Genomic DNA, 22758 nt, shown 5'->3' with positions numbered 1-22758 from the left:
GGAAAATTTTTTGTTCTCGAAAAGCATGTAGAGATATTAATCGTGATCTGAGTCACTATCTATAGCGATTTGTTGCTCATGTCATTCTAAAAAACTGAACAACTGAATTTCAGGTTTTTGTATGCATCTCTGAACGTAAGCTTCTGATATGATTCCGGTCGCGATAGATATCGAAAGGACAGGTAGAAGGACAGGTAAATGATGGATATCAGGGAAGATCATCAGATCGGATTAAGAAAAGCGGGTGAGCAGGATATGCCGTTCTTGCTATTACTGCGTGAACTGACGATGACACGGTACCTTGAGAAAGCGGGAGAACCGACGGATCAAGCGTCTTTTCTCAGTCGTATTCAATATCAATTCGATGCGGCTCAGATCATTGAAGTGAATGGTCAGGATGCCGGGTTGTTTAAGGCGTTTCATCAGCCGGAGCAACGACAGTGGTATCTGAGCCAGATTCAGATTCATCCTCAATTTCAGAATCTCAGTATCGGCAAAAAGCTGATTGGTGATTTGATCACGCGGGCCTTTGCAAATCATGAGTCTGTGGCGCTCAGTGTCCTGAAAGGCAATCCGGCGAAGCGGTTGTATGAAAAACTTGGTTTTCGTTGTATCAGCGAGTCTGAAACGGAGTTCAACATGGTGTGTCAGCCGGAGCGTCAGGGAGATCACGCGTGAAGATTCAAGCAGTGACACGTGAGCAGGCCCCTGAATTACTGCCAATTTTTCAGGAACTGGAGACGTATTATTTTGGTGATGCAGCGGCATCCCGCAATGACATTGAAGCTTATCTGTCAGGCTCCCTGTTTGCACCGCATTCTGGTGTCAGGGTGATTGCGGCATATATGCAGGGAAACGTGGTCGGTTTTGCCACTTACTCCATTTTGTATCCGGCCCCAAAGCTTTCGGGCCAGATGTTTATGAAAGATCTTTTTGTGTCGGCCAGTGCCAGAGGCCAGAAAGTAGGGCAGGCGCTGATGTGGTATTTAGCCCGGGAGGCACTGGAGAAAGGATGTCGTCGGCTGGACTGGACAGCAGAAACTACGAATCCATCTGCTGGGCAGTTTTACCGGGCCATTGGTGCGTCGCTGATTCAGGAAAAAGAATATTATCGGTTTGCTGAAGATGCGCTTGAGGCATTTGCATCAGGCCGTGAATCTGAACGTATTGTTCATCAAGCTGATCAATCAGTTGTTCATCAGGGAAGTGAAGCCAAATGAAGATAATCCGCAGCCATGAATTTCAGGCCGACAGGGCATGGGGAGCGATGGACATCGCCAATATGAATGGGATCACGACCCGGTTGCATTGGACGGATCAGCCCTACAAATGGCACGTCAATGACGGTGAAGAAGTGTTCGTCGTGCTCGATGGACAGGTCGAGATGTATTACAGGGAGCACGGCGCAGAGCAGTCGGTTTTGCTGAACGTGGGTGACATTTTCTATGCCTCTGTGGGTACCGAGCACGTTGCACACCCGCTAGGGGAGGCGCGGGTTCTGGTCATTGAAACTGCTGGCAGCGTTTAATGGAAGAATGAAAAAGGCGCCGCAGGTCAGGGGAGTGACCGTGCGGCGCCCAAGTGAAAGCACGAAGATTTTACGGCTTTAGTTCAGGGTGTCAGAACGCGCTTGCCGCACTTGCATAAACCTCAACATTCGCCGTTTCGCCTTCATTGCTCAGCATCAGATGGACATAACCTGCCTGTTCTGCGGTGATTTCAATGAATTCACGGTTTCCGGTGTAAGTTGATGCAACGTCGTACTTCTCTGCGGTAGGCCAGTGAGCGCTGGCCGCGTATAAGTTCACATTGCTGTTGGATGCATCTGTGCCAGTTGCTTCCTGAGTCGGGTTGACCCAGACCCGCAGTGTCTGGCCGGCTTGTGGCACATAAAATGCCAGATAGCGCTGTTCGGAAACACGGACAGCCTGTGGTTTGTCCGCTTCAAGAACGATGGGTGTTAAATCATCCGCAGGTTTGGAATCGTGATGATCATCGCCCTGATCCGGTGCCGCAATGTCTGCTGCAGCCTTCAGCATGACAGAACGGAATGCTTCACGACCCGTCACACTCAGGTAATAGCGTCCGGGTTTGATGTAGCCGTTGGCTTCCGGCGTAAACGCCAGTGTTTCGTTGCTGCCACGTTGAAAATCGGTGAAGTCGAAATCATAGTAATGGGCGATTCGGCCATTACTGGCGTAGAGGTCGGCATCGCCATCGCCTGTGATTGACAGTGTGAATTCACGGGTATTAGCCGGAATGTCGACATAGTACAAGTGTTCGCTGTAGGCTTCGCCAGCCAGTGTCACCGGTTGATCGAAGGTCAGTGATGTGACTTCATCCGGGTTTGGCTGAGGGTCTGGCGTCGGCTCGCCCGGCTCATTCCCGGTGGATTCAACGGTCAGCAGCCAGTCCCGGAATTCTGCTGAATAAGCACTTCCCAGTCTTTTCGCTGTGTCTGTCCATTGTGAATACTGACCTTGCCGTCCATAGGACAAGAGGGTATTCACTTCATCCGGGTGGTTCTCCATCAGAAACCGTACGGCCAGATAACCCCAGCGATAAATGCGGTTCAGATCATGATCATAGGTGGTTGCCAGCACTTCAGACAGGGTGTAGGTCTGCTCGCGGGCCAGTTCAACCGCTGCGGTATAGCCTTGTTTATAATGCATATACTCGGCAAAACCTTCCAGCCACCAGACGGTGTGTCCCGGACTCAGTACGTCGTTAAAATCGCCGTACAGATTGAAGCGGCCATCCAGATAATGCACGTATTCGTGCTCCAGATTCAAAATACTGTAGCCTTCTGCATATTCATTGCGATAGGCCACGAAGCGCGCCTGATTATCCGGGTTTGCCGGATTTCCTTCCAGATACTGACCGCCATTATTGGTGCTATTACCGAACAGGAAGTTAGAGAAACTGACATAGTCGGCATTGTTATCGAAAACCACCACTTCAACGCGGTTGTTGAGATCATCCGCAACGGGCTGGTCACCGCTGTTAACTACCTGATGAAAATCAGCTTCTTTGCCGGAAAGCACGTCACACACGTCAGCCGCCTGCGCCTGAGTCATCTTCTGAGCGCGGACAATCGCCGGGCCGTTACACTCATAACGGAATGGCATGACACGTGCTTCGAGCTGAGCTTTGGCATTTTTCAGTCCCAGTGCTTCTGCTTTATCGGGCGCAAAATAATTGATCATTTCTGCAATCCCGACCCACATTTTGTCGCTCTTGCCGCCTAACGGATAGCGTTCCAGCAGGGACTCCAGAATGGAAAGTACTTGTTTGCGGGTCGATTCGTGCGGTGTCACCAGTAACCGGCCCATTTCACGTGCCGTGTTGCTCACGATGAAATCGGCATCGGTGCCCAGCGCCCATTCGTTATCCAGAATAAACTGGTGCAGTTGTTCCAGATATTCAGGGTGCTTTGCCAGATCGTCATAAAACGGGTCGAGGCTGATATGACCGCTCATGGCGCGGAACAGGTTGTTGAGCGCATCGACAAATTGCAGATCCTTCGCGGTTTCTGCGTTGAAGTGATTGAGCAGCTGTAACTGACTGGCCATGGTCAGCGGTAACTGACGGATATTATCGACCATGATGGTCATACTTTTCAGTGCAGCGACCTGCTCGCGGCCGCTTTGCGTGGCGCCGGGGGAGGTGAGAAATGCATTGATTGTATTTGCCAGAGCGACATCAAGCGCATCGGAAAAATCACCATACTGCGCTTTGTGTGCGTAGCGGACGTAGTAGGCCGCACGAACGAATTCACCCAGATTTTCAATGACAACGGCCTGCTGCTTTTCCCCCTGGTATTGGTTGATGTGCAGCATCAGTTGTTGCTGGATTTGGTGAATGCTGTTTTCGCTGAAAAGCGAATTCAGCGTTTCTGCCGGTGCAGAAAACCAGGCGTTTCGGCAATCGATATCAGCTTTCTCGATCTCAGTGACAGGGGAAGGTGAAGTAGAAAGTGCATCGATTTCACAAAACGGTGCAGCCGCCACGGTATTCGAGTACAAACCCGCAGCAATTAACAGCGTCAGCGCAGATCGCTGAAAACCGGAGTGAATGTGTTTCATTAGATAACCCTTTGATTTTGATGGAACAGGAAATGGCGTTATACCAATCAGATATCAGAATGCATTGGGTTGAATATGAAATTCAGAGGTCAGTTCACAAATAAACAAAAGCGTATATAAGTAATGAAAGAAAGTAGCCCGATATTTCACCGGGCTATTGTGGCAATAGATCATTATAATTCGTCGATGACGTGCAACATTCGGTATTCATCAAAGGCAAACTGATCCGTCATGCCGCTGATATAGTCCTGAATTAACCGAATGCGGAAATACAGTTCCCAGCATTGAGGGTCACATGCCAGGGGGAGATTTTCCAGGTTCTCTTGCCTTAGAGCAGCCTGATAGGCGCGGATATGTTTATTGGGTAATTTCTTGTAGAGGTGGTGCTGGTAAGCGGTTACATCGGGTTTATCTGCGCCCTCGACCAGTTGCTGAAATTGCCCGGCACTGAGTGTCAGTAGTTCATGATATGTGTCCAGCAGACCGGTGAGGATTTTATAGCCCTGCAATTCCCGGGATTCGACTTCTTTGGTGCCAAAAGCATGTTTGACGGCGATATTTTTTAAGGTTTTAACTAAAGCATGATTTGTTGAACGATCTTCGATGAGATGTGCGTTGTAGCGGCCATCAAAGACGGCCTCAATATGATCGATAAAATTATTCGCGGCATGTTCTGGCAGGCGTTTGCTCAGTTCAACCCGCATGAAAATGAAAAACTGGCTGTCACCGCAAATGCTGGCTCGTCTTGCGCTGTTTTGAGCAATGCCGACGATGGTTTCCATTTCTTTCAGACCCTGACCATCAATGTCAAAATCCCGGGCGATGGTTTGATATTCTTCGACTAGTAACTGACTGAGTTTTTGAATATCCAGAATTCCTTTTTCGACGGCATCTTCGAGATCTGCGAGTCCGTAAGAAATATCATCTGCTGCTTCCATGATGTAAGCAAAAGGTGAACGGCAACCGTCTGTAATACGAAGCGAAGTTTTTAAGTCTTCAATAAACTGATATTCGCTTAAGTAATATCCGACTTTTTTCTTTAAATAGCTCAGGTCATTGCTTTTTTCGGGTTTTGGCTGATCGCCCCGGCGGGTGTATTTCATGATCCCGGAAACCTGAGAATAAGTCAGGTTTAATCCCAGTAAAGTGTGAACCAGCCGGATCGCTTGCGCGTTGCCTTCGAAGTTTTGTAAATCAAGCTGTAATGCATCAGGTAAATGAATCCCGGCTGATTGACCGATAGCTTTAAGATTTTTCCTGAACCAGTCATTGATCGCAGCTTCGCCAAAGTGACCAAATGGCGGATTTCCAATGTCGTGCATCAGGCAGGACATTTCGACAATCGATTCCATTTGTCTTTCAAGCTCATTCAGACCGTATTGATTGATGAGTTCGCGTTTTTTCAAAGTTTCAAAAATTTTCTGGGTGATGTGACGGCCCACTTGCTGAACTTCGAGAGAATGGGTCAGACGGCTTCGGACCGCAGCGTTTCTTTCCAATGGGAAGACCTGGGTTTTTTGCTGTAACCGTCTGACGGCAGCCGAGTTGAGAATACGTCCCCGATCGCTTTCAAAAACTCTCAGTTCAGGGCTTCCGTCGCCTTCACGATAAGGTCGTAAGCCATGTTTTGTACCATCCGTCTTGTAAACCCGGTTGAACCGTATTTTTACTTCAAAATTGACCGCCATATCCATTCTCCCAACATTCAAACGGATTCAATTTACTCGATCGGGCGTCCGTGAAGGAGGAGCTTAATTAAAAATGCGAGATCAATAACAGATGGAAATGCTCAGGCGGGATCTTTCTCATGTGAAATAAGCTGTTGTTTCATTATGAGAAGCCGTATTTATCTGTCATCAATATTTTGGTAATTGATTCATTTGTTTTTTACATAGTATTTATTGATGCCAATCACGCAATGAATCTTTGTATGATGCACGTTAAGCAGATAAATCTTTGTGTCTTGCAGACAAGACTATATTCAACAAAAAACAGTAGAAGTATTCCTGACGGAAATACTCATCGTTGTTCAGTGTCAATTGTGATTTGAATGAAAAGTTTATTGGCTTTGCATTCGCAGACAGGGAACCGTCATGCGTGAAGCTGCGGGTTGTCGTTGAATCTCAGACACATTTTCAGTTGGGCAAGGTTGAACAATATGGATACATTTCATCGCACAGGCGCGGGTCTGTTGTTTTACGTCGTTGGCGTGATGGCGCTGATGATTCTTTTATTTCTTCTGTTCGAACAGGATGTCCAGTCTTTCGTTACCTCTACCATCACTTTCCTGTCTGAAAAAGCCCCTGCCGGTTTCTGGCTGATCTCACTGTTCATCATTGTGTTACTGACGTTTGATATCGTCTTACCGATTCCGTCCAGTCTGGTGGCTATGTTTGCAATCGCCTCACTGGGTCCGTTGTGGGGGGCATTGAATATCAGTATTGGATTAATCCTGAGTTGCTGTATTGGTTACTGGCTGGGTATTCGCTCAGACCGCTTGCTGGGTGCCCGCTGGCTCAGTCACCGGGAACGCCAGAAAGCCCGTCGTCTGGCAGGTCAGTTAGGCGGCAGTACGCTGGTGGTGATGCGCGGTGTTCCTGTGCTGGCAGAAACCTCGGTGATCGCTGCCGGTATGATTCAGTATCCCTTCGGCAAATTCCTGCTCATGACGTCTCTGGCCAATATCGGGCTGGCCACGGCATATGCCTATGTCGGCACCTATGCCAGCGTTCAGGATCCATTTTTGCTGGTGGTGGCCGGAAGTATTGCGGTGCCGGCGCTGGGATGGATGCTGAAATGGATCTGGCAACAGCTGGCTGACTCAGCGTCAGTTTCTGATGCTGAATCAGATGCTGCGTCGGGGGAGATTCAGACGATTAAAGCGGCATTTAGTGTTCAGCATCAATACCCTGTGTGTTTTACCCGGCATGTATTCGCCCGGAATAATTCAGATTTGCTCACGATATTGTTGCGATCACGGATGAATTCAGGCGAGGACGTCCTGTCACTGGGTTGTGTTTTGATTGTGGATCAGGGGGTTATTGATGGAAATCCTGAAGTACTGGATGAGGCTACACAGTATTTCTCTCAGCATCAGCAATATATCCACTTGATGGCTGAGCCCTTCGTCGTTCAGGGTGGAGAAGCCATCAAGCAGCCGGAACAGCTCGATATCCTTTACCGTTACCTGCAGCGGCATCAAGTCGATCGCCACAATATGGTGATCGCGATGGGCGGCGGTGCCTTGCTGGATGCCGTCGGATATGTCTGTGCAACCTTCCATCGCGGGATCAAATTGCTGCGGATGCCCAGTACGGTCCTGGCGCAAAATGACGCTGGGGTCGGGGTGAAAAACGGTATCAATGCCTATGGCAGTAAAAACCTGATTGGCACCTTTTGCCCGCCTTTCGCCGTGCTGAATGATCTGGCTTTACTGAATACGCTGCCGCAGCGGGATAAGCGGGCCGGACTGGCTGAGGCGGTGAAAGTGGCCGCGATTCGCAGTGCCGGATTTTTCCAGTGGCTGGAGCAGAATGTATCGGCCCTGAATGCTTTCGACAGCCGGGTGACACAACATGCAATTGCACGTTGTGCCGAACTTCATATCCAGCAGATTACTCAGGGCGGTGACCCTTTTGAAACGGGCAACATACGCCCGCTCGATTATGGGCACTGGGCCGCGCATAAGCTTGAATCACTCACGCAGTATGACGTCCGGCACGGTGAAGCCGTGGCGATAGGGATGGCTTTAGATGCCTACTATGCCAGCGAGGCCGGAATGCTGAGTCGTTATGACCTGAGACGGCTGACCGGTTTGCTGGAAAAGCTGGGTTTTACGTTGTGGCACCCGGCACTCGATCTCTGTGATCAGAACGGACAGCCTCTGATTTTTGAAGGACTGGAAGAATTTCGTCAGCATCTGGGCGGCCAGTTATGTATCACGCTGTTAACTGCGATCGGGACTGATGACGAAGTCCATGATATCGACACCGGCCGGTTATTGTTTGCACTGCGCTCCTTGAAGCAGTTTCATCAGCCTGCCGAGAAGCAGGATGAAGATCAGCCGCGTTGGCAGGAGGTCGGCTGATGCGAATGCACACCTGGCTGACACTCGGGCGGGCCTCCAATCTGCCCAGTGTCTGGAGTAACGTGTTTGCGGCCGCACTGGTGGCACAGGCCAGCCTCGACACTGACTTGATGCGAGCGGGAGGCCCGGGCCTGCAAGTGCTGTTGTGGGGGGGATGTCTGATCTCTCTGTCGCTGATGTATCTGGCGGGCATGTTTCTCAATGATGCTTTTGACGCCAGATGGGACAGACGTCACGGCAATGCCCGTCCAATCCCGGAAGGAAAGGTTTCGGCAGCGATGGTCTGGCTGAATGGCGCCATGATGCTGCTGCTCGGCGTGGTAATCGCGGGGACTTTATATCAGCACGCGTATCCGGAACAGGCATCGCTGGGCTGGTTGATGGTGCTCTGTCTGGCGGCGCTGATCTTGCTCTATAACCTGGTTCACAAACGCTTTCGGCACAGTGCGGTCCTGATGGGCGGCTGCCGGCTGGGCGTTTATCTGATTGCGGCCATGATGCTGGCGGAGATCACTCCGGAGATAGTGCTGGCGGCAGTAGCGCTGTGCCTTTACATCAGTGGGATTACCTACGCTGCCCGGGAAGAACATGCAAACCGGGTCTCGCAATGGTGGTCGGTGGGGCTCCTGTTCCTTCCTGTTTTGCTCCTGACCACGCTGGGGTACGCCTTTCCTTATTTCTGGCTCTTTGCCGGTTTGCTGAGTTTGTATCTGTTGTTCATGTTGAAGCACTGCCTTTTTCCTGCGTCCAGAAATGTGCGGGCGTTGATTGGTGGTTTGCTTGCAGCGGTACCGCTTCTGGACGGGCTGATGCTGGCCAGTATGAATCTGATTCTGCCCAGTCTGTTCTGTGTTGCATTGTTTTTCATTATGCCTCACTTACAAAAGTGGGTTCAGGCAACCTGATTGTGTGAGACCAAATTATGTATTCCCGACGTTTTGATACTCCGCTAAGCCATTTTTCTCCGGATGCACTGCAAAGTGAGTTGTTTGCCATGCTGGATCCTGCATCCAGAACCTGGCTGCAGGTTGCCAGAGACAAAATTCTGGATTGCAGAACACTCGATAACGCAGTGAACGCCCTGATGCTGACCAGTGCCATGACCCGGCGCAAACTGGGGGAAGAGGAACTGAAATACCAGCCCGAAGGGACACACTGGCAGGTTGATCAGGCTGGCCGGCTCTTGCTGCTGCTGACACTGAGAAGCATCGTGCCGAGCGCGCAGTGGGGGGAGTTACTGTTTTCTCTTTACCGGCAATTTGATGAAAACGAAAAAATTGTCACTGTCCGGGCACTGGACTGGCTGGGGGAGAATCATGATCTGAACCCGATTGCGATGGAAACGACGCGGACCAATGATATCAACCTGTTCGCGGCAATTGCGCTCAATAACTCTTATCCGGTGAAGTACTTTAATGAGCGGGCCTTTCATCAACTGGTACTGAAAGCCTTGTTCCTTGATTTAAATATTCAGCAGATTGAAGGGCTGCCGCTGCGTCAGTCGCCTGAACTGACGCAACTCTGTGTGGATTTAACAGAAGAGCGGCTGCGTGCAGCGCGGGAGGTGCCGACGTCAATCTGGCTGGGGATGCGCTATCGCTATCTCACGGACACAGCGAAACAAATGTACATGCAATATGTATTTTCTGAATCAGAGGAACATCAGCACTATACGCTGCTGGCTCTGGTCAATAACGGGGGACAGGACTGCCCGCCGGAGTTCTGGCGAAAACTGTCTCACCTTCAGTCGTCGATGCCGGATGAAACCCGGATGCTTGCTGATCGCCTGCTGTCAGAATTCCCTTTCAAACGCTCGCACTCCCCATTTTCAACAACAGGACATTCTCATCATGAAATTCTTTGATCCGCATATCCATATGGTGTCTCGCACCACAGATGACTATCAGCGTATGTATGCGGCCGGTATCGTCGGCGTGATAGAGCCGGCTTTCTGGCAGGGACAGCCACGGACATCAGTCGGCAGCTTCGTCGATTATTTTGACTCCCTGCTGGGCTGGGAACGATTCAGAGCCAGCCAGTTCGGGATTCATCACTACTGCACCATGGGGTTGAACCCCAAAGAAGCCAATGATCTGGCACTGGCCAATCAGGTGATGGAGGTGCTGCCCCGTTTTCTGGCCAAAGATGGCGTGGTGGCTGTGGGCGAAATCGGTTATGACGATATCACGCCGGAAGAAGATATTTTTCTGGCTGAGCAGATGCAGCTGGCGATGGAGTTTGAGCTGCCGGTACTGATTCATACACCGCACAGAGACAAGATTGGCGGAACCAAACGAACAATCGCTCTGATTCGTGAAGTGGGAATCCCTGAAGAGATGGTCCTGATCGATCATCTGAACGAACTCACGCTGCCGATGGTGATGGAAACTGACTGCTGGCGGGGCCATTCCATTTATCCCAACACCAAGATGTCTGAGCAGCGTATGGTCGCACTGCTGAAGGAATACGGTCTGGAAAAAATGGTGGTCAACAGCGCTGCGGACTGGGGATGCAGTGATCCGCTGAAAGTACCGAAGACCGGAGCCGCGATGAAAGATGCCGGTTACAGCGAAGCTGATATTACCCGGGTACTGTTTGAAAATCCGATTGATTTCTTTGCGCAAAGCGGCCGGATCAGCAGAGAGGCAGTCAATACGCCGATTAAAGTTGATCAAACTCGGTTGTGGGAATCCAACTCAGCGCTGCGGGGACAGGAACCGGTTGTTGAGAACTGAACCTGATATCAGCGCTCAGGGGATAAACGGACACAAGGAGATGGGGTGGTATGTGGCATCCGAGTGAACTGGCTTATTGCAGTAACCTTCACCCTGGCGAAACGCTGGCAGACGTGGAAGCGAATCTCAGCCGATTTTTTTCACCGGTGATGGCGAAGCGGGGGCAGACTCAGATGGCGAGCGGCTTGTGGCTGAGCGCAAGCGCTGCATCGGAGTTACAGCATCCTGAAGCCTTGCAGCATTTCCGGCGCTGCCTGCAACGCAACGGTGTGTCGCTGACAACGTTAAACGGCTTTCCTTATGGCAACTTTCACCAGATCGAGGTGAAAGACGATGTGTACCTGCCAGACTGGAGTGATCCGAGACGACTCATCTACAGCTGCCAGCTGGCGGTCATTCTGGCGAACTGTCTCCCACATCACGTGACGATGGGCGCAATTTCAACTCTGCCACTCGGCTACCGGCAACACTGGAATGACGACAAGCACCAGAAAGCGATTGAACATCTGATCTGGCTGAACGAGGAGCTTGCGGTCCTGAAAGATCTGGAGGGACGGCAGATTCAGGTCTGTCTGGAAATGGAGCCGGACTGCGTGCTCGAGTCAACCTCACAGATGATTGATTTTTTCGCGGCCTTGTCCGCAGCAAATGGCGGCTATCCTGAGCATCTTGGCGTGTGCTTTGATGTCTGCCATCAGGGGGTCATGTACGAGGATGCCTATGATTCTCTGCGTCGTCTGACGGAAGCCGGGATCTATATTGGGAAGATTCAGATTTCGAATGCTTTTGAAGTCGATACGCAGGCACTGGAGGATCCTTTGTCGGACTTACCGGACGTCCTGGCGCAATTTGCGGAAGCGCGATATTTGCATCAGGTCAAAGCCCGGCATACCGACGGGCGTCTCAGTGCCATGCCGGATCTGTCTGAAGCGCTGTCAGCCATGTATGCATCGGGCTCAGAACTGGCTGAGGCCGAGAACTGGCGGGTCCATTTCCATGTGCCACTGGATATGGCCCAATGTACTCACCCGGCCATGACCCCCCTGCACGACACCCTGAACAGCGTCTTCCAGTTTTTGTCTGATTACCGGTATCAGGTTAAACCCTGGCTGGAAGTAGAGACTTACTCCTGGCTGGTTTTACCGCCCGGATTACAGCCACAAAATGACGATGATTTGATTGGCGGTATCGTCAAAGAACTGAACTGGCTGGAACAGCGTCTGAAAGACAGAGGCTTATTGCGCTATGACTAAGCCGCTGATTGTGATCAATATTGTCGGGCTGACTCCTGCGTTGCTGGGGGAACATACCCCGCGGCTCAATGCGCTGGCGAATGAAGGCATCATGACGCCCTTGCAGGGTGTGTTTCCAGCTGTCACGGCGACAGCACAGGCATCAATGCTGACCGGGCTGAGCCCTGCGGAACACGGGATTGTCGGGAATGGCTGGTATTTTCGCGAACTGGCGGAAGTGAAGTTCTGGTTGCAGCCGAACCAGCTGGTTCAGGGCGAGAAAATCTGGCACAAGCTCAAGCGATCACGTCCCGATTTTCGCTGTTCCCAGTTGTTCTGGTGGTACAACATGTATGCCGATGTGGATCATGCCGTCACACCGCGTCCGCATTATCCGGCTGATGGCCGTAAAATTCTCGGTCTGTATTCCGAACCTGCACAGCTACATCAGGATATTGAAGCGAAAGTCGGCACCTTTCCTTTTTTTAATTTCTGGGGACCCGCGGCAGACATTCGTTCCAGCCGCTGGATTGTCGACTGTGCCATGGTGGAATTCACCATGAACCGGCCGGATCTTCAGCTCGTTTACTTGCCGCATCTGGATTACAACCTGCAACGGCTTGGGCCGGATTCGCCGGCGATCAATGCCGATCTTGCTCAGATTGATCGTGAAGCCGGACGATTGATCGACTTTGCCCGGGAACAGGGCGCTGATGTCATGGTGGTGTCTGAATACGGGATCACCCCGGTCAGCCAGTCGGTCTCAGTGAACCGGATCTTACGGGAAGCCGGATTCCTGCGGGTCAGAGATTCTGTGGACTGGGAATTGCTGGATTGTGGTGCCAGCCGTGCCTTTGCTGTTGCTGATCATCAGGTTGCTCATGTGTATATCAAAGATCCGCGGGATATTCAGCCTGTGAAACAGTTCCTTCAGTCCCAGCCCGGCATTGAACAGGTGCTGGATCGCCGCGAACAGCAGGTTGTGCAGGTCAATCATGACCGCAGCGGTGAGCTGGTTCTGATTGCAGAACCCGGCTGCTGGTTTGATTACTATTACTGGTTCGACGACAGCAAAGCACCAGACTTTGCCCGAACCGTAGATATTCACCGCAAACCCGGGTACGACCCGGTGGAACTCTTTGTCGACCCTGCAATTCGTTTCGTCAAACTCAAAATCGCTGCCCGTTTATTACAGAAAAAACTCGGGCAGCGCATGCTGATGGATGTGATTCCGTTAGATACGTCGTTAGTGAAAGGCAGTCATGGCCGACTGGCGGATTCTCCCGAGCATGGACCGATTTTCATCACCAATAACAAGCAGATGTTGAATCGGCTGGATCAGCCGGATTGCTTATCCATGCAGCAAGTTTGTGGTCTGTTGCAACAGCACTTTCAATAGCGAGGCAATATGAGCTACTTAAATAACTTGCGGATGGTGTTCTCCGGCAAATTCCAGTCGGATGTCTCTACCGTCAATAATGATGTCCGGCATTTTGATGTCGCTGAATTCAAACCGGAATATCAGGAATATAAGGACGACCAAAATATGAACGGCTGGTGGAACCCGTGTGGTTCCGGTGCTTTCCGGCTGATTGACTGCCGGGTAACGGAAGTCGGGTATCAGGACGGCAGCACTACCCGCGATCCGAAGAAAGATCCGGTGATTGGCATGCTGATCGGCGGTTCGAACGATCTGGTCAGCGCCAAAATGGTCGATCTTGATCCGCAGATGCAGCTGGTTTCTGAGTTGTGGGGTCTGACCATGCGCCTGACTGACGGCAAAATCCCCGGCTTTTTTGAAGGGAAGTTTCTGCCTGCGCCGTTTCGTGACATTCTGTTCGGACGCCAGCAGCAAAGCGGCGATGGGGATCAGACGGCAACGGCGATTTATCAGTCGGTGCTGGAAGATCTGTCCTGGGTGAATGTCAGTCATTCGCCTTTCCTGCAGCAACTGAAAGCGATGTCGGATAAAGTCGGCAAGCTGTCGGTTCGGATGATGGTTTACAGCTATAACACGGATCATACCAACCCGGAATTTACCATCGGGCGAGTGTCGGGTGTGATTGGCCCCGCATTGGAAGGCGAGCCAGACAGCTTTGTGCTGGGGCGTCGATTTGCACCGGCAAACGGTGACAGAACGCCGCAGAATATGAACTTTTTTAACGCTCAGGTGGATGCAGAAGGACGCAATATTTGTGTGGACCTGAGTAATGCTTTACCCCTGTTGAATGGCAATGGTGATTTTGTCGATATTGGACCGATTCAGCTGGTGATGCTGGGCAGCGAATTTGATGAAGGCACCACACATCTGAGCGAGTCGGTATTCACACCCATTGGCGATCCGATTCCGTATATGAGCACAAACTGGATGCACAATACCGGGGCGTTGTTCAATGCCACGAATCTGACAGACAGGCAGATTCAGGCCATGAGTTCACAGCCACTGGCTTTACTCAATACGAATGACAATTCCATCCTGATCCGTGAGACGCCGGACGGTCTGCTAGTCCGGGCCGAACAGGTGGTTCACCGGCTGAATCCGGATATGCCGGTGGCGGTTGATTTTTATGCTTCACGCTATGGGGTGCCGTCGAAAGGCGAGCAAATTGAGGTCACGCTTCAGCCGCCGGCATCTGATCAGGGTGCTGGTCCGGATGATTTGGACGTCCCGATTCCTGTCATCAATATTCCGGCATCCGCGATCACGATGGGCGAAAATGCTGTCACGAATGCCAACGGAAAAGCCCGCTACGAATATTCGGTGACAGGGCCAGGCAATCCCAGAAAGTATATGGATGGTCAGGTGTATCTGATGAGTTATACACCGGTGGGTGCGACGGATTATATCCAGCAGTTCATGGATATCATTGCCAATCTGGTTTTTGACCATTACACCGTGCCGGCTCAGCCGACCTGGAATGACGTCAAACCCATCATGAGTCAGTACAACAATTTGTATCCGGTGATGGGGCGCATGCTGGTCAACCTCAGCAGCTACGCGTCAATGGTGCGATTCCGCAGTGTGCTGGAGCTGGCCTTCTCCCGGGAGCATAACGATCCCAACTATATGCCGGTGACACGCGACCTGTCTGAACCCAAACGGCAAATGATCCTGAAGTGGCTGTGTGAGCAGGACAGCAGCGGGAAGTATGTGCTGCGTCGCGGTCAGGATGATGCCCCGCTGCCGATTGAACCCTGTGCGTCCTGTGAAATTTCTGAGCCTCAGGGGCAGGTGAAAGCGCGTCTGCTTGCTGAAGCGCCGGAGGTTTTGAAAGGGTCAAAAGAGCTGGCAGCAGACCTGTATCGACGTCATACCAACAAACAAGATTAAAGGGCGGGCAAGATCATGTTGAAACTCAAAAAGGAAGTTGTTGAAAAGATTCGCGGGATTACCAATGTCGTAGAATTGCATCATTACCTGCAAAGCGCCATTGAACTGGAACACGCGACGATCCCGGTTTATCTGACAGGGCTGTTTTCACTGAAACAGGCCCAGAATGTGGAAGCCGGAAATCTGGTACGCAGTGTTGTGATTGAAGAAATGCTGCACATGAGTATTGCCTGTAACGTGCTGAATGCGATTGGCGGTCAGCCTCAAATAAACAAGCCCGGGTTCGTGCCGACTTTCCCGGGGCCGTTACCCATGGGCGTTGGCGAAGACCGGGGGTTGGTTGCTACTCTGGCACCGTTGACCAAAGAACAGGTCAAAACTGTCTTCATGGCGATTGAGGAACCGGCAAATCCGATTGATATCCCGGTTGAGAAACTCATGCTGGCAGCTGACCCGTCCTATACCACGATTGGTGAGTTTTATCAGGCCATTATTGACAAGATTCAACAATTAGGGGACGGCATTTTTACCGGTGATCCCAGTCGTCAGCTGGCCGATACCAAATGGTTCCCATCCAATGAGCTGTGGGCCGTCACGGACGAGGAGAGTGCCTGCAGCGCGCTGCAACTGATTGTGGATCAGGGGGAGGGCAGCAGTAAGTCACCGGTCGATGAGGAGGGTGAGCTGGCACACTATTATCGTTTTGCTGAGATTTATTACGGCAAACGTCTGGTCAGAGATGCCGGTTCTCCGGTGGGCTGGTCGTTCAGCGGGGCGCCTGTGCCGCTGAATCCGGATGATGTGTATAACCTGAAACCAAATGCCAAAGCAGAAGATTATCCGGCAGGCAGTGTGGCCCGGCGTTATGCAGATCAGACGAATTACACCTATTCCTCACTCCTGAACTCACTGCACCATACCTTCAACGGGGAACCGCAGCAGTTGGATCATGCGATGGGACTGATGTATGAGCTGCGTCTGAGCGTTCAGAAAATGGTAACCATTGACCTGGGCAATGGCGTATATGCTGCGCCGCCGTTCCAGTACGTTGCGACCAACGTGTAAGGAGGACTTATGCGTCATCCGTTTATCTTTCATGAGATTGTCACGCCGTCACCTTCCGAGCTGTGCCGTTTCTATGGCGAAGTGTTTGGCTGGCGATTTCAGCAGATGGATGATCAGGGCGCGCTGTTTGCCATTCTCCCGGACAGACCCGGCGATGCACCGGCTGGCTTACTGACGCAAACCTCGGCAGAGCCGGGGTTTGCTCAGGCCACCTTGTTTTATGTTCAGGTCGGGGATATTGATAGCTTTCTGCCCGGGGTTGTTGCGCTGGGCGGAGAGATTGTCATGCCTGCAGCGTCATCAATGCTGGGAGAGTGGCAGTACCGTCTGGCGGTGATTTCAGATCCGCAGCAAAACCAGATTGGGGTGATGGAGCCGGTGACCCGGGACGGTCAGATGGTCCCCGTTCCTGTCACGCCTTTCCGGTTCAATGAAATCGTGACGCCTGAGCCAATCACTCTGGCTGATGAATTTTATGCGTCATTGTTCGATTGGCAGATACGGCAGACTGGCACGGCAGAAGCTCCTTTTCTGACCATCAGCACGGGACAGTCGCAAGGCCCGGAAGGCGGAATTGCAAAAATTGCCGACAGGCCGGGATTCAATCAATTCGCCAGCTTTTATATTGAAGTGAATCACCTTGAATCGGCATTGGCGCGAATCGTTCAGTCAGGCGGTCAGGTAGTGATGCCTCAGGTAACGGTCCCATTAGGCATGGACAGCGTCACGATTGCAATGTTTACGGATCCTCAACAGAACCAGCTCGGTTTAATCAGCCGGATGGGAGGCAGCACATGAAACAACGACAGGGTATTTCTTTGCGCAGACGGTCTGTGTTGACTGCATCAGCGGTGAGCATGGTGTTGAGTCTGATTTTAGTCAGCTTCAGTCTGAATGTGCAGACGTTCGCTGCAGAAGCACCGTCTGATGTTTACTTCACCATGGGGGTTCACAATAACTTCGGCTGTGAACCTGCGAGTGTTTGTCTGCCAAAACGGCAGGCGGGAGATCCCACTGATCCTCAGTATCCGGAATATTGGGTCAGCGACTGGACCATGTTCAGAGTTTTTCAGAATTATCAGAGTAATCCGCCACCGTATACCAATCCGCCGTCCACGCTGAGTGCACAGGACTATACCGTGTCGTATGGCACGACGTATTACGACAGCACGTATCGCCCGTCTGACGGGGACGGTGAGGGTGCCATGATGGAGCATTACGATAAGTACTGTCTGCCGATTTTTCCGATTCAGAATAACAATTACACCTGCTCCTTCATTTCGCTCGGGAATAAAGCTTACTTCCTGACTTACCCGGAAGACAGGCCCGCAGATATGCCGGAATGCTGTTTGTTTTCACCGGAAAATCATCCGCCACGACGCGATTTCATCAAACATTTGCCTTACAGCGCAAAGCGAAGTGCGCAGCTGAATGATTCGGTTCAGGCTTACGCCCTGACATTACAAGGCTCTGAGCCGATTTTGTTCGGTTATGCTTTCAATAAAAACGCGTCCCCGGATGCGAATAACGGTGTCTGGTACCGGCATCCTCAGTCGTTCTATTTCTCCGGGGATACTACGACTGCTAATGCCCCGATTGTCAGCCAGAATTACACGAGCTTCCGGACTCAGAAACCGAATGCGAAAGACACCTGGGACAGAGTCGGGCAAATGTGCACTGCAACACCCTTGCCAAAATGTCAGCTGTTTAGCGCTCAGCAGGACACGCAGCAGCTACAGGGCACGAAAGCGTTGCAAGCTGTCCCCAGCCAGCGTGGTGCGGGTGTATGGAGTGATTTGAAACCGCCAAGACTGAAAAATTAAGGTGGGCAAAATCAGGGTAAACGATTGAATGCGCCCCTTGAAAGCAGCTGCGCTTTTTCAGGGGACGCATCGAAACGTTACAGATTAGTCAGTCGGATAGTAAGCATTGCAGTTGAATGCGTTTTGGCTGGCATAAGCGTTTCTGGGCTGGCCGACATCCGTATTCCGGTCACCCAAGGTATTCGGCCCTGCATGGATGGCTGCCATGGCAACAGAACAGGCATCGTGATGATTGTCCTGGGTACAAAAATTTTCTGCGTAAACAGAATTGATGGGGCCAATAATAACGCCATTGCCTTCCTGCCCGCACTGCCAGTTGAATCCGGCTAAATATTCCCAGTTTTTCCGATGACCAAATAAGAGCCTCACCATGTCATCTTCGTAGGGGCCGCCCCAATTAAACGTCCACAAAAAGACAGAGTTGATGTGAGACTTGTGCGCAATATCGCCGCTGAGATAGTTTAAATTATTCATATCCCAGGAAGGTCCCGTATACGTACCCAGATCCCCTAAAAAGGGATTCCCGGCAGACAAACCACACTGAATCTCCCATGATTTGCACTTCTCCGCGGCAGTATTACTGTCCCGGTTGCTATCGACTTCAATAATCAACGTACTTTCCCGGTGGCGTTTAAACCGGGAGATGTCGTCTCTGACCACTTGTGTATAGGCCGTATCGAGCTGACTGACCGGCCATACTCCCCAGAATTTCCGAAGCGAGCCATCACCTGTACCCAGAGCGTGGTCGACGATTTGCGTGAGTGTCTGATATTCCGCGTCTGAGCGCTGTCCTGATTTTATATCGAGCCAGACCGCACCCATGTGATTGATACTTTGCCCGTTGATGCCTGTACCTGTATGGGCTGTGTTTAATACCTCCGATAAATTATAAGCTTTGGCATCTCCCCGGTGATAAGCACACCATTCTTCCTGACTGCACCGAATACGGGGTGAAATCTCCGAGGCATGCGTAATATCAATTTCTATCGCATTCAGCCCGTCATCAATTGCATAATTGACGGATGCCGGGCTGTTTGCTCTGTGTGCAAATATCCAGGCGCCGTTGGAAGCAAAACTCTGAGCAGAATAAAAAATTAATAATACAGGGATAAATATTATCATCGGGTGCATTGTTTCCTCCGTGAATACGGTTGTGAACGATATAAAGATTCCATCATCGTTCGAATTGAATGAGGTTAATATTTTTTGATGCGATGGTATTGAGGTGTTGAAGTATTTTCTGTTTTGCCGGTTCGGTTGATTGACCAGCTGATGATTACATGAAAATTTTAAATTGAATCAAACGGTATGATTGTAGGTGAATACGACTAACGGGGACAGGCACTTTTCCGGGGCTTGTGTCCAATCTGCGAGCGGGTGAGCGTTGTGTAACGGGGCGCTTTCTTAACGGCACAGGAACGATTGAGTCAAGGACCTGTCCCTGTATGCTTGTCCCTTTCTGCTTGGCTTATTCGCGCTCTATTTATTGCCAGTTACATTTAAGAAATCATCCGATCAGAGCGCCATAAGGAAGGGTATTTTGTTGAATTCATTTTGGAGCCATATGAGCGGGTTAAAAACGGCCTTGAAGAAATCGATCATCTATCTTGCGATGATGATTCTGTTGGCTTTGGTATTTCAGTTTACCTTTGGACGCATTGTTCATGGCACGACGATTGTGGCTGCCCTGATGGTGTCGATTGCTCTGGCGCTCAGACTGCAATTAAAGCATTTACCCGTTCTGTATGTTCTGGTGGCTGCGTTTCTTGGTCTCGACAGAAAAATGCATTGGTTTCTTTTGGTTACACCTAAAGCAGAGCAGCTGTTTTTCATTGCGACAAACGCGATGTTTTACTGCCTGCCGGTTATCGGGGCGTTGCTCCTGGAAAAGATCTGCCGCAAATGCGAGCGATTGATAAGTTGATAGGTAAAGGGTGATAGGTGATAGCGTTCACCGAAATAGAAAGGCACCTCAGCGATGAGATGCCATGAAGATGCAGGCCGAACCTATTCAGATTACCTGGTGAGGGCGTCCCAGCTTTCCTGGAAGTTGACCGTCCAGAATTTCACTTCATCTTTTTTCTGTGGGAATTTCATCGTCACCCACGCTTCACGGGAAAATGACTTTTTCACTTGCTGTAATGCTTTTGGGGATTCAGGTACCGTCGTCATCAGGTGCTCTGAATCACAACTGACCTTCATCTTGACGGTCACATTGTTGACCAGTACATCACTCCGCTCCGGCATTGTGTCAGGGCGGCAATATCCGGGCCATTGAATAGCGATTGAAGGGGTGCCCGTGGTTGTGTGCGTCAGGAATACCGTATAGCGATCTGGCCTCATTTTCGCTGCGGTCGCTTCAGAGTACTGTTCTAAACGTTGCCGATAAAGTGTCCCTTTTCTTTGAGACAGGGTGATCCCTTCCTTAAGTTGTGTCTTCGTGACTTTCAGGCCCGAGATGAAACGGATGGCCCATTGCAGACGTTCATTGTATTTGTCTTGATCGATTTTCAGAACATAGTCATCTTCGGATGGCACCAGACTTTGTTCTATGATCGATAAACTATCTAAAGTCTGTTGAAATTCATCATACTTCTTTTTCGAAATCTGAGAATACAGAGTCGTTGCACGATATTCTGACGGTTCATGACCTTGAAAATGAGTATAACTCACGCGTTTGCCATTTTGTTCTTCAACCAAAGTGCTTTGATGGAGTGAATTGGCAAAAGCCAGTTGCGTTTGAAACGCTAGAAATGGAATCAATGTAAAAGCGAATAACTTCATCATGAAGATCCAAATATGAAAAAACACAGGTGCATATGGCGACCATGTTCAAGAAAAATTTTTATGATTGCGCCAATGGCCGTCATTGAGACGGGCACAATTGTGAATTTCAGGACAGAACAAGACAGCCGCATCGAATGATACGGCTGTCTGAAGACGATCGTGAAAATGCAGGCGGCTGGTTAGTTCATTCTCATCGATTCGGCAGGTTGGTATTCACTTGCAATCGCTTTCGAGCTTTGGGAATGCCGATGACTGGCAGACGTTTGCCATTCACGGAAATCATGGCCTGTCGGTGCCTGAGAAACACGCAGTCCAAACTCTGGGAGTACCGCATAGAGATGATCGAAGATGTCCGACTGAATGCGTTCGTAATCTACCCATACCGTGGTATTGGTAAAGCAGTAAACTTCCAGTGATATGCCTTCATGTGTTGGTGGCAGCTGGCGGACCATAAGCGTCATATGCTGATGAATACTGGGGTGCTGACGCAGGTATCGCTCCAGATATGCCCGAAAACTACCAATATTTGTCAGCCGTCGACCATTGATACGGCATGCCAGATCAGAGCGGCTTTGCTCGTTATACCGGCAGATTTCTTCTACCTTATCTTTCATATAAGGTTCCAGCAGCTGTGCCTTGCGCAGGTAGCGGGTTTCTTCTTCAGAAAGAAAATGCACGCTGGTGGCATCGATCAACAGGCTGCGTTTAATCCGTCGGCCTCCGGACTGCTGCATCCCTTTCCAGTTTTTGAATGAGTCGGAAATCAGCGCGTAGGTTGGAATCGTGGTAATGGTTTTATCCCAGTTCTGCACTTTCACCGTGGTCAGACTGATATCAATCACGTCTCCATTTGCGCCGTATTTCGGCATTTCCAGCCAGTCACCCACACTTAGCATTTTATTGGCCGAAAGCTGGATACCTGCCACCAGACCTAAAATCGGATCTTTAAACACCAGCATGATTACCGCCGTCATCGCACCCAGACCACTGAGCAGGATCACCGGCGACTTCCCAATCAGAATCGAGGTACCAAGCAGTGCCGCGATAATAAAGAAAATGATCTTCAGGCTCTGGGAAATACCTCTCAGCGGCATGTTGCGGCCAGCCTGAGTATGACCCAGCAGGACTTCAATCACGCCGAGCACGGCAAAGAGTGTCAGGAGACCGTACAGAACAATCCAAAGCGAGGTGAGGGTTTGCAGAATTTCATAGACGGCACTTTCATCGGAAAGCCAGAGCTGTGCCTGAATCGCAATGACAATCCCCTGAATCAGCAGGGCAAACCGGCTGAATAATTTCTGGCCAAATACGGCTTTGTGCCAGAGCGTTTCACTGTGTCCGGTAAACCGGTTTAACCACAGAATGACCCCGCGATGCAGAATTAAATGAATCACAATGGAAATCGCGGCGATCAGACCCAGCGCTTCACCAAGGTCGATCAGGCGTTGAACATCTATCTGATGAGAGTTGAACCATTCCGTAAGCATGGAAAATTTTGCTGCCTTCAATCAAAAACCAGCCGCCAATGTAGCACGAATACACGTTTATCTACATGAGGCAAAGGGTTAAAGATTGTGACGATCGATGGAAGTGTTGGAGCAAAGGCATCCTGC

General features: G+C 50.6%; 19 protein-coding genes. 14 read left to right on the top strand and 5 right to left on the bottom strand.

Features of this window, described 5'->3' with window-relative positions:
- Positions 1 to 198: 198 nt before the first annotated feature.
- From ACYP03_RS04665 to ACYP03_RS04655, 3 genes are read left to right on the top strand one after another with little or no spacing between them, the layout of a single operon-like run.
- On the top strand, positions 199 to 678 hold the full coding sequence (locus ACYP03_RS04665) for a GNAT family N-acetyltransferase (protein WP_248142617.1): 480 nt from the start codon (positions 199 to 201) through the stop codon (positions 676 to 678).
- Positions 675 to 1220 carry a GNAT family N-acetyltransferase gene (locus tag ACYP03_RS04660; protein ID WP_459778679.1) on the top strand — a complete coding sequence of 182 codons (546 nt, stop codon included), beginning with the start codon at positions 675 to 677 and terminating at the stop codon, positions 1218 to 1220. The genes ACYP03_RS04665 and ACYP03_RS04660 overlap by 4 nt, the downstream gene beginning before the upstream one ends.
- Complete coding sequence (locus ACYP03_RS04655; RefSeq protein ID WP_330961165.1) at positions 1217 to 1528, top strand: cupin domain-containing protein; 312 nt, start codon at positions 1217 to 1219, stop codon at positions 1526 to 1528. The genes ACYP03_RS04660 and ACYP03_RS04655 overlap by 4 nt, the downstream gene beginning before the upstream one ends.
- A 91-nt stretch (positions 1529 to 1619) precedes the next feature.
- On the opposite strand, the gene ACYP03_RS04650 is transcribed toward ACYP03_RS04655, so the two are convergent.
- Entirely contained in the window at positions 1620 to 4085 is a 2466-nt protein-coding gene (locus ACYP03_RS04650) for a M9 family metallopeptidase (protein WP_459778678.1), read from the bottom strand.
- 173 nt (positions 4086 to 4258) lie between these two features.
- Positions 4259 to 5773, bottom strand: coding sequence for a dGTPase (gene dgt, locus ACYP03_RS04645; protein ID WP_330961167.1), 1515 nt, complete (start codon positions 5771 to 5773; stop codon positions 4259 to 4261).
- A gap of 470 nt (positions 5774 to 6243) precedes the next feature.
- Here dgt and ACYP03_RS04640 point away from each other — a divergent pair, with 470 nt between their 5' ends.
- The 10 genes from ACYP03_RS04640 to ACYP03_RS04595 are packed head-to-tail and all read left to right on the top strand — an operon-like array spanning position 6244 to position 18358.
- Complete coding sequence (locus tag ACYP03_RS04640) at positions 6244 to 8172, top strand: 3-dehydroquinate synthase (protein WP_459778677.1); 1929 nt, start codon at positions 6244 to 6246, stop codon at positions 8170 to 8172.
- A complete protein-coding gene (locus ACYP03_RS04635; protein WP_459778676.1) occupies positions 8172 to 9077 on the top strand; it encodes a UbiA family prenyltransferase in 906 nt (301 codons plus the stop codon). Before ACYP03_RS04640 ends, ACYP03_RS04635 begins: the two co-directional genes overlap by 1 nt.
- Before the next feature lie 17 nt (positions 9078 to 9094).
- The gene (locus tag ACYP03_RS04630; protein ID WP_459778675.1) at positions 9095 to 10036 is read left to right on the top strand and encodes an EboA domain-containing protein; all 942 of its coding nucleotides are present in this window, start codon (positions 9095 to 9097) and stop codon (positions 10034 to 10036) included.
- Positions 10023 to 10907, top strand: a complete 885-nt coding sequence (locus ACYP03_RS04625) for a TatD family hydrolase (RefSeq protein WP_459778674.1) — start codon at positions 10023 to 10025, stop codon at positions 10905 to 10907. The genes ACYP03_RS04630 and ACYP03_RS04625 overlap by 14 nt, the downstream gene beginning before the upstream one ends.
- A 50-nt stretch (positions 10908 to 10957) precedes the next feature.
- Positions 10958 to 12160, top strand: a complete 1203-nt coding sequence (eboE, locus tag ACYP03_RS04620; RefSeq protein ID WP_459778673.1) for a metabolite traffic protein EboE — start codon at positions 10958 to 10960, stop codon at positions 12158 to 12160.
- Entirely contained in the window at positions 12153 to 13538 is a 1386-nt protein-coding gene (locus ACYP03_RS04615; protein ID WP_459778672.1) for an alkaline phosphatase family protein, read from the top strand. The genes eboE and ACYP03_RS04615 overlap by 8 nt, the downstream gene beginning before the upstream one ends.
- A gap of 9 nt (positions 13539 to 13547) precedes the next feature.
- On the top strand, positions 13548 to 15470 hold the full coding sequence (locus ACYP03_RS04610; RefSeq protein WP_459778671.1) for a hypothetical protein: 1923 nt from the start codon (positions 13548 to 13550) through the stop codon (positions 15468 to 15470).
- 15 nt (positions 15471 to 15485) lie between these two features.
- Positions 15486 to 16535, top strand: coding sequence for a ferritin-like domain-containing protein (locus ACYP03_RS04605; protein WP_459778670.1), 1050 nt, complete (start codon positions 15486 to 15488; stop codon positions 16533 to 16535).
- Positions 16536 to 16544: 9 nt separating this feature from the next.
- The gene (locus tag ACYP03_RS04600; RefSeq protein WP_459778669.1) at positions 16545 to 17333 is read left to right on the top strand and encodes a VOC family protein; all 789 of its coding nucleotides are present in this window, start codon (positions 16545 to 16547) and stop codon (positions 17331 to 17333) included.
- On the top strand, positions 17330 to 18358 hold the full coding sequence (locus ACYP03_RS04595; RefSeq protein ID WP_459778668.1) for a hypothetical protein: 1029 nt from the start codon (positions 17330 to 17332) through the stop codon (positions 18356 to 18358). The genes ACYP03_RS04600 and ACYP03_RS04595 overlap by 4 nt, the downstream gene beginning before the upstream one ends.
- Before the next feature lie 84 nt (positions 18359 to 18442).
- On the opposite strand, the gene ACYP03_RS04590 is transcribed toward ACYP03_RS04595, so the two are convergent.
- Complete coding sequence (locus ACYP03_RS04590; RefSeq protein ID WP_459778667.1) at positions 18443 to 19489, bottom strand: hypothetical protein; 1047 nt, start codon at positions 19487 to 19489, stop codon at positions 18443 to 18445.
- Between the two features lie 433 nt (positions 19490 to 19922).
- Between ACYP03_RS04590 and ACYP03_RS04585 the strand changes: the two genes are divergently transcribed.
- On the top strand, positions 19923 to 20282 hold the full coding sequence (locus ACYP03_RS04585) for a hypothetical protein (protein ID WP_330961178.1): 360 nt from the start codon (positions 19923 to 19925) through the stop codon (positions 20280 to 20282).
- A 92-nt stretch (positions 20283 to 20374) separates the two neighbouring features.
- Here ACYP03_RS04585 and ACYP03_RS04580 read toward each other — a convergent pair whose 3' ends face one another.
- Together ACYP03_RS04580 and ACYP03_RS04575 are read right to left on the bottom strand one after the other, a co-directional pair.
- Complete coding sequence (locus ACYP03_RS04580) at positions 20375 to 21142, bottom strand: hypothetical protein (protein WP_459778666.1); 768 nt, start codon at positions 21140 to 21142, stop codon at positions 20375 to 20377.
- A 182-nt stretch (positions 21143 to 21324) separates the two neighbouring features.
- A complete protein-coding gene (locus tag ACYP03_RS04575) occupies positions 21325 to 22632 on the bottom strand; it encodes a mechanosensitive ion channel family protein (RefSeq protein WP_459778665.1) in 1308 nt (435 codons plus the stop codon).
- Positions 22633 to 22758 lie beyond the last annotated feature (126 nt).

The sequence above is a fragment of the Photobacterium sp. R1 genome (assembly GCF_054600795.1).
The sequence above is the reverse complement of the archived record's forward strand: the minus strand, read 5'-3'. Positions and strand labels throughout refer to the sequence as shown.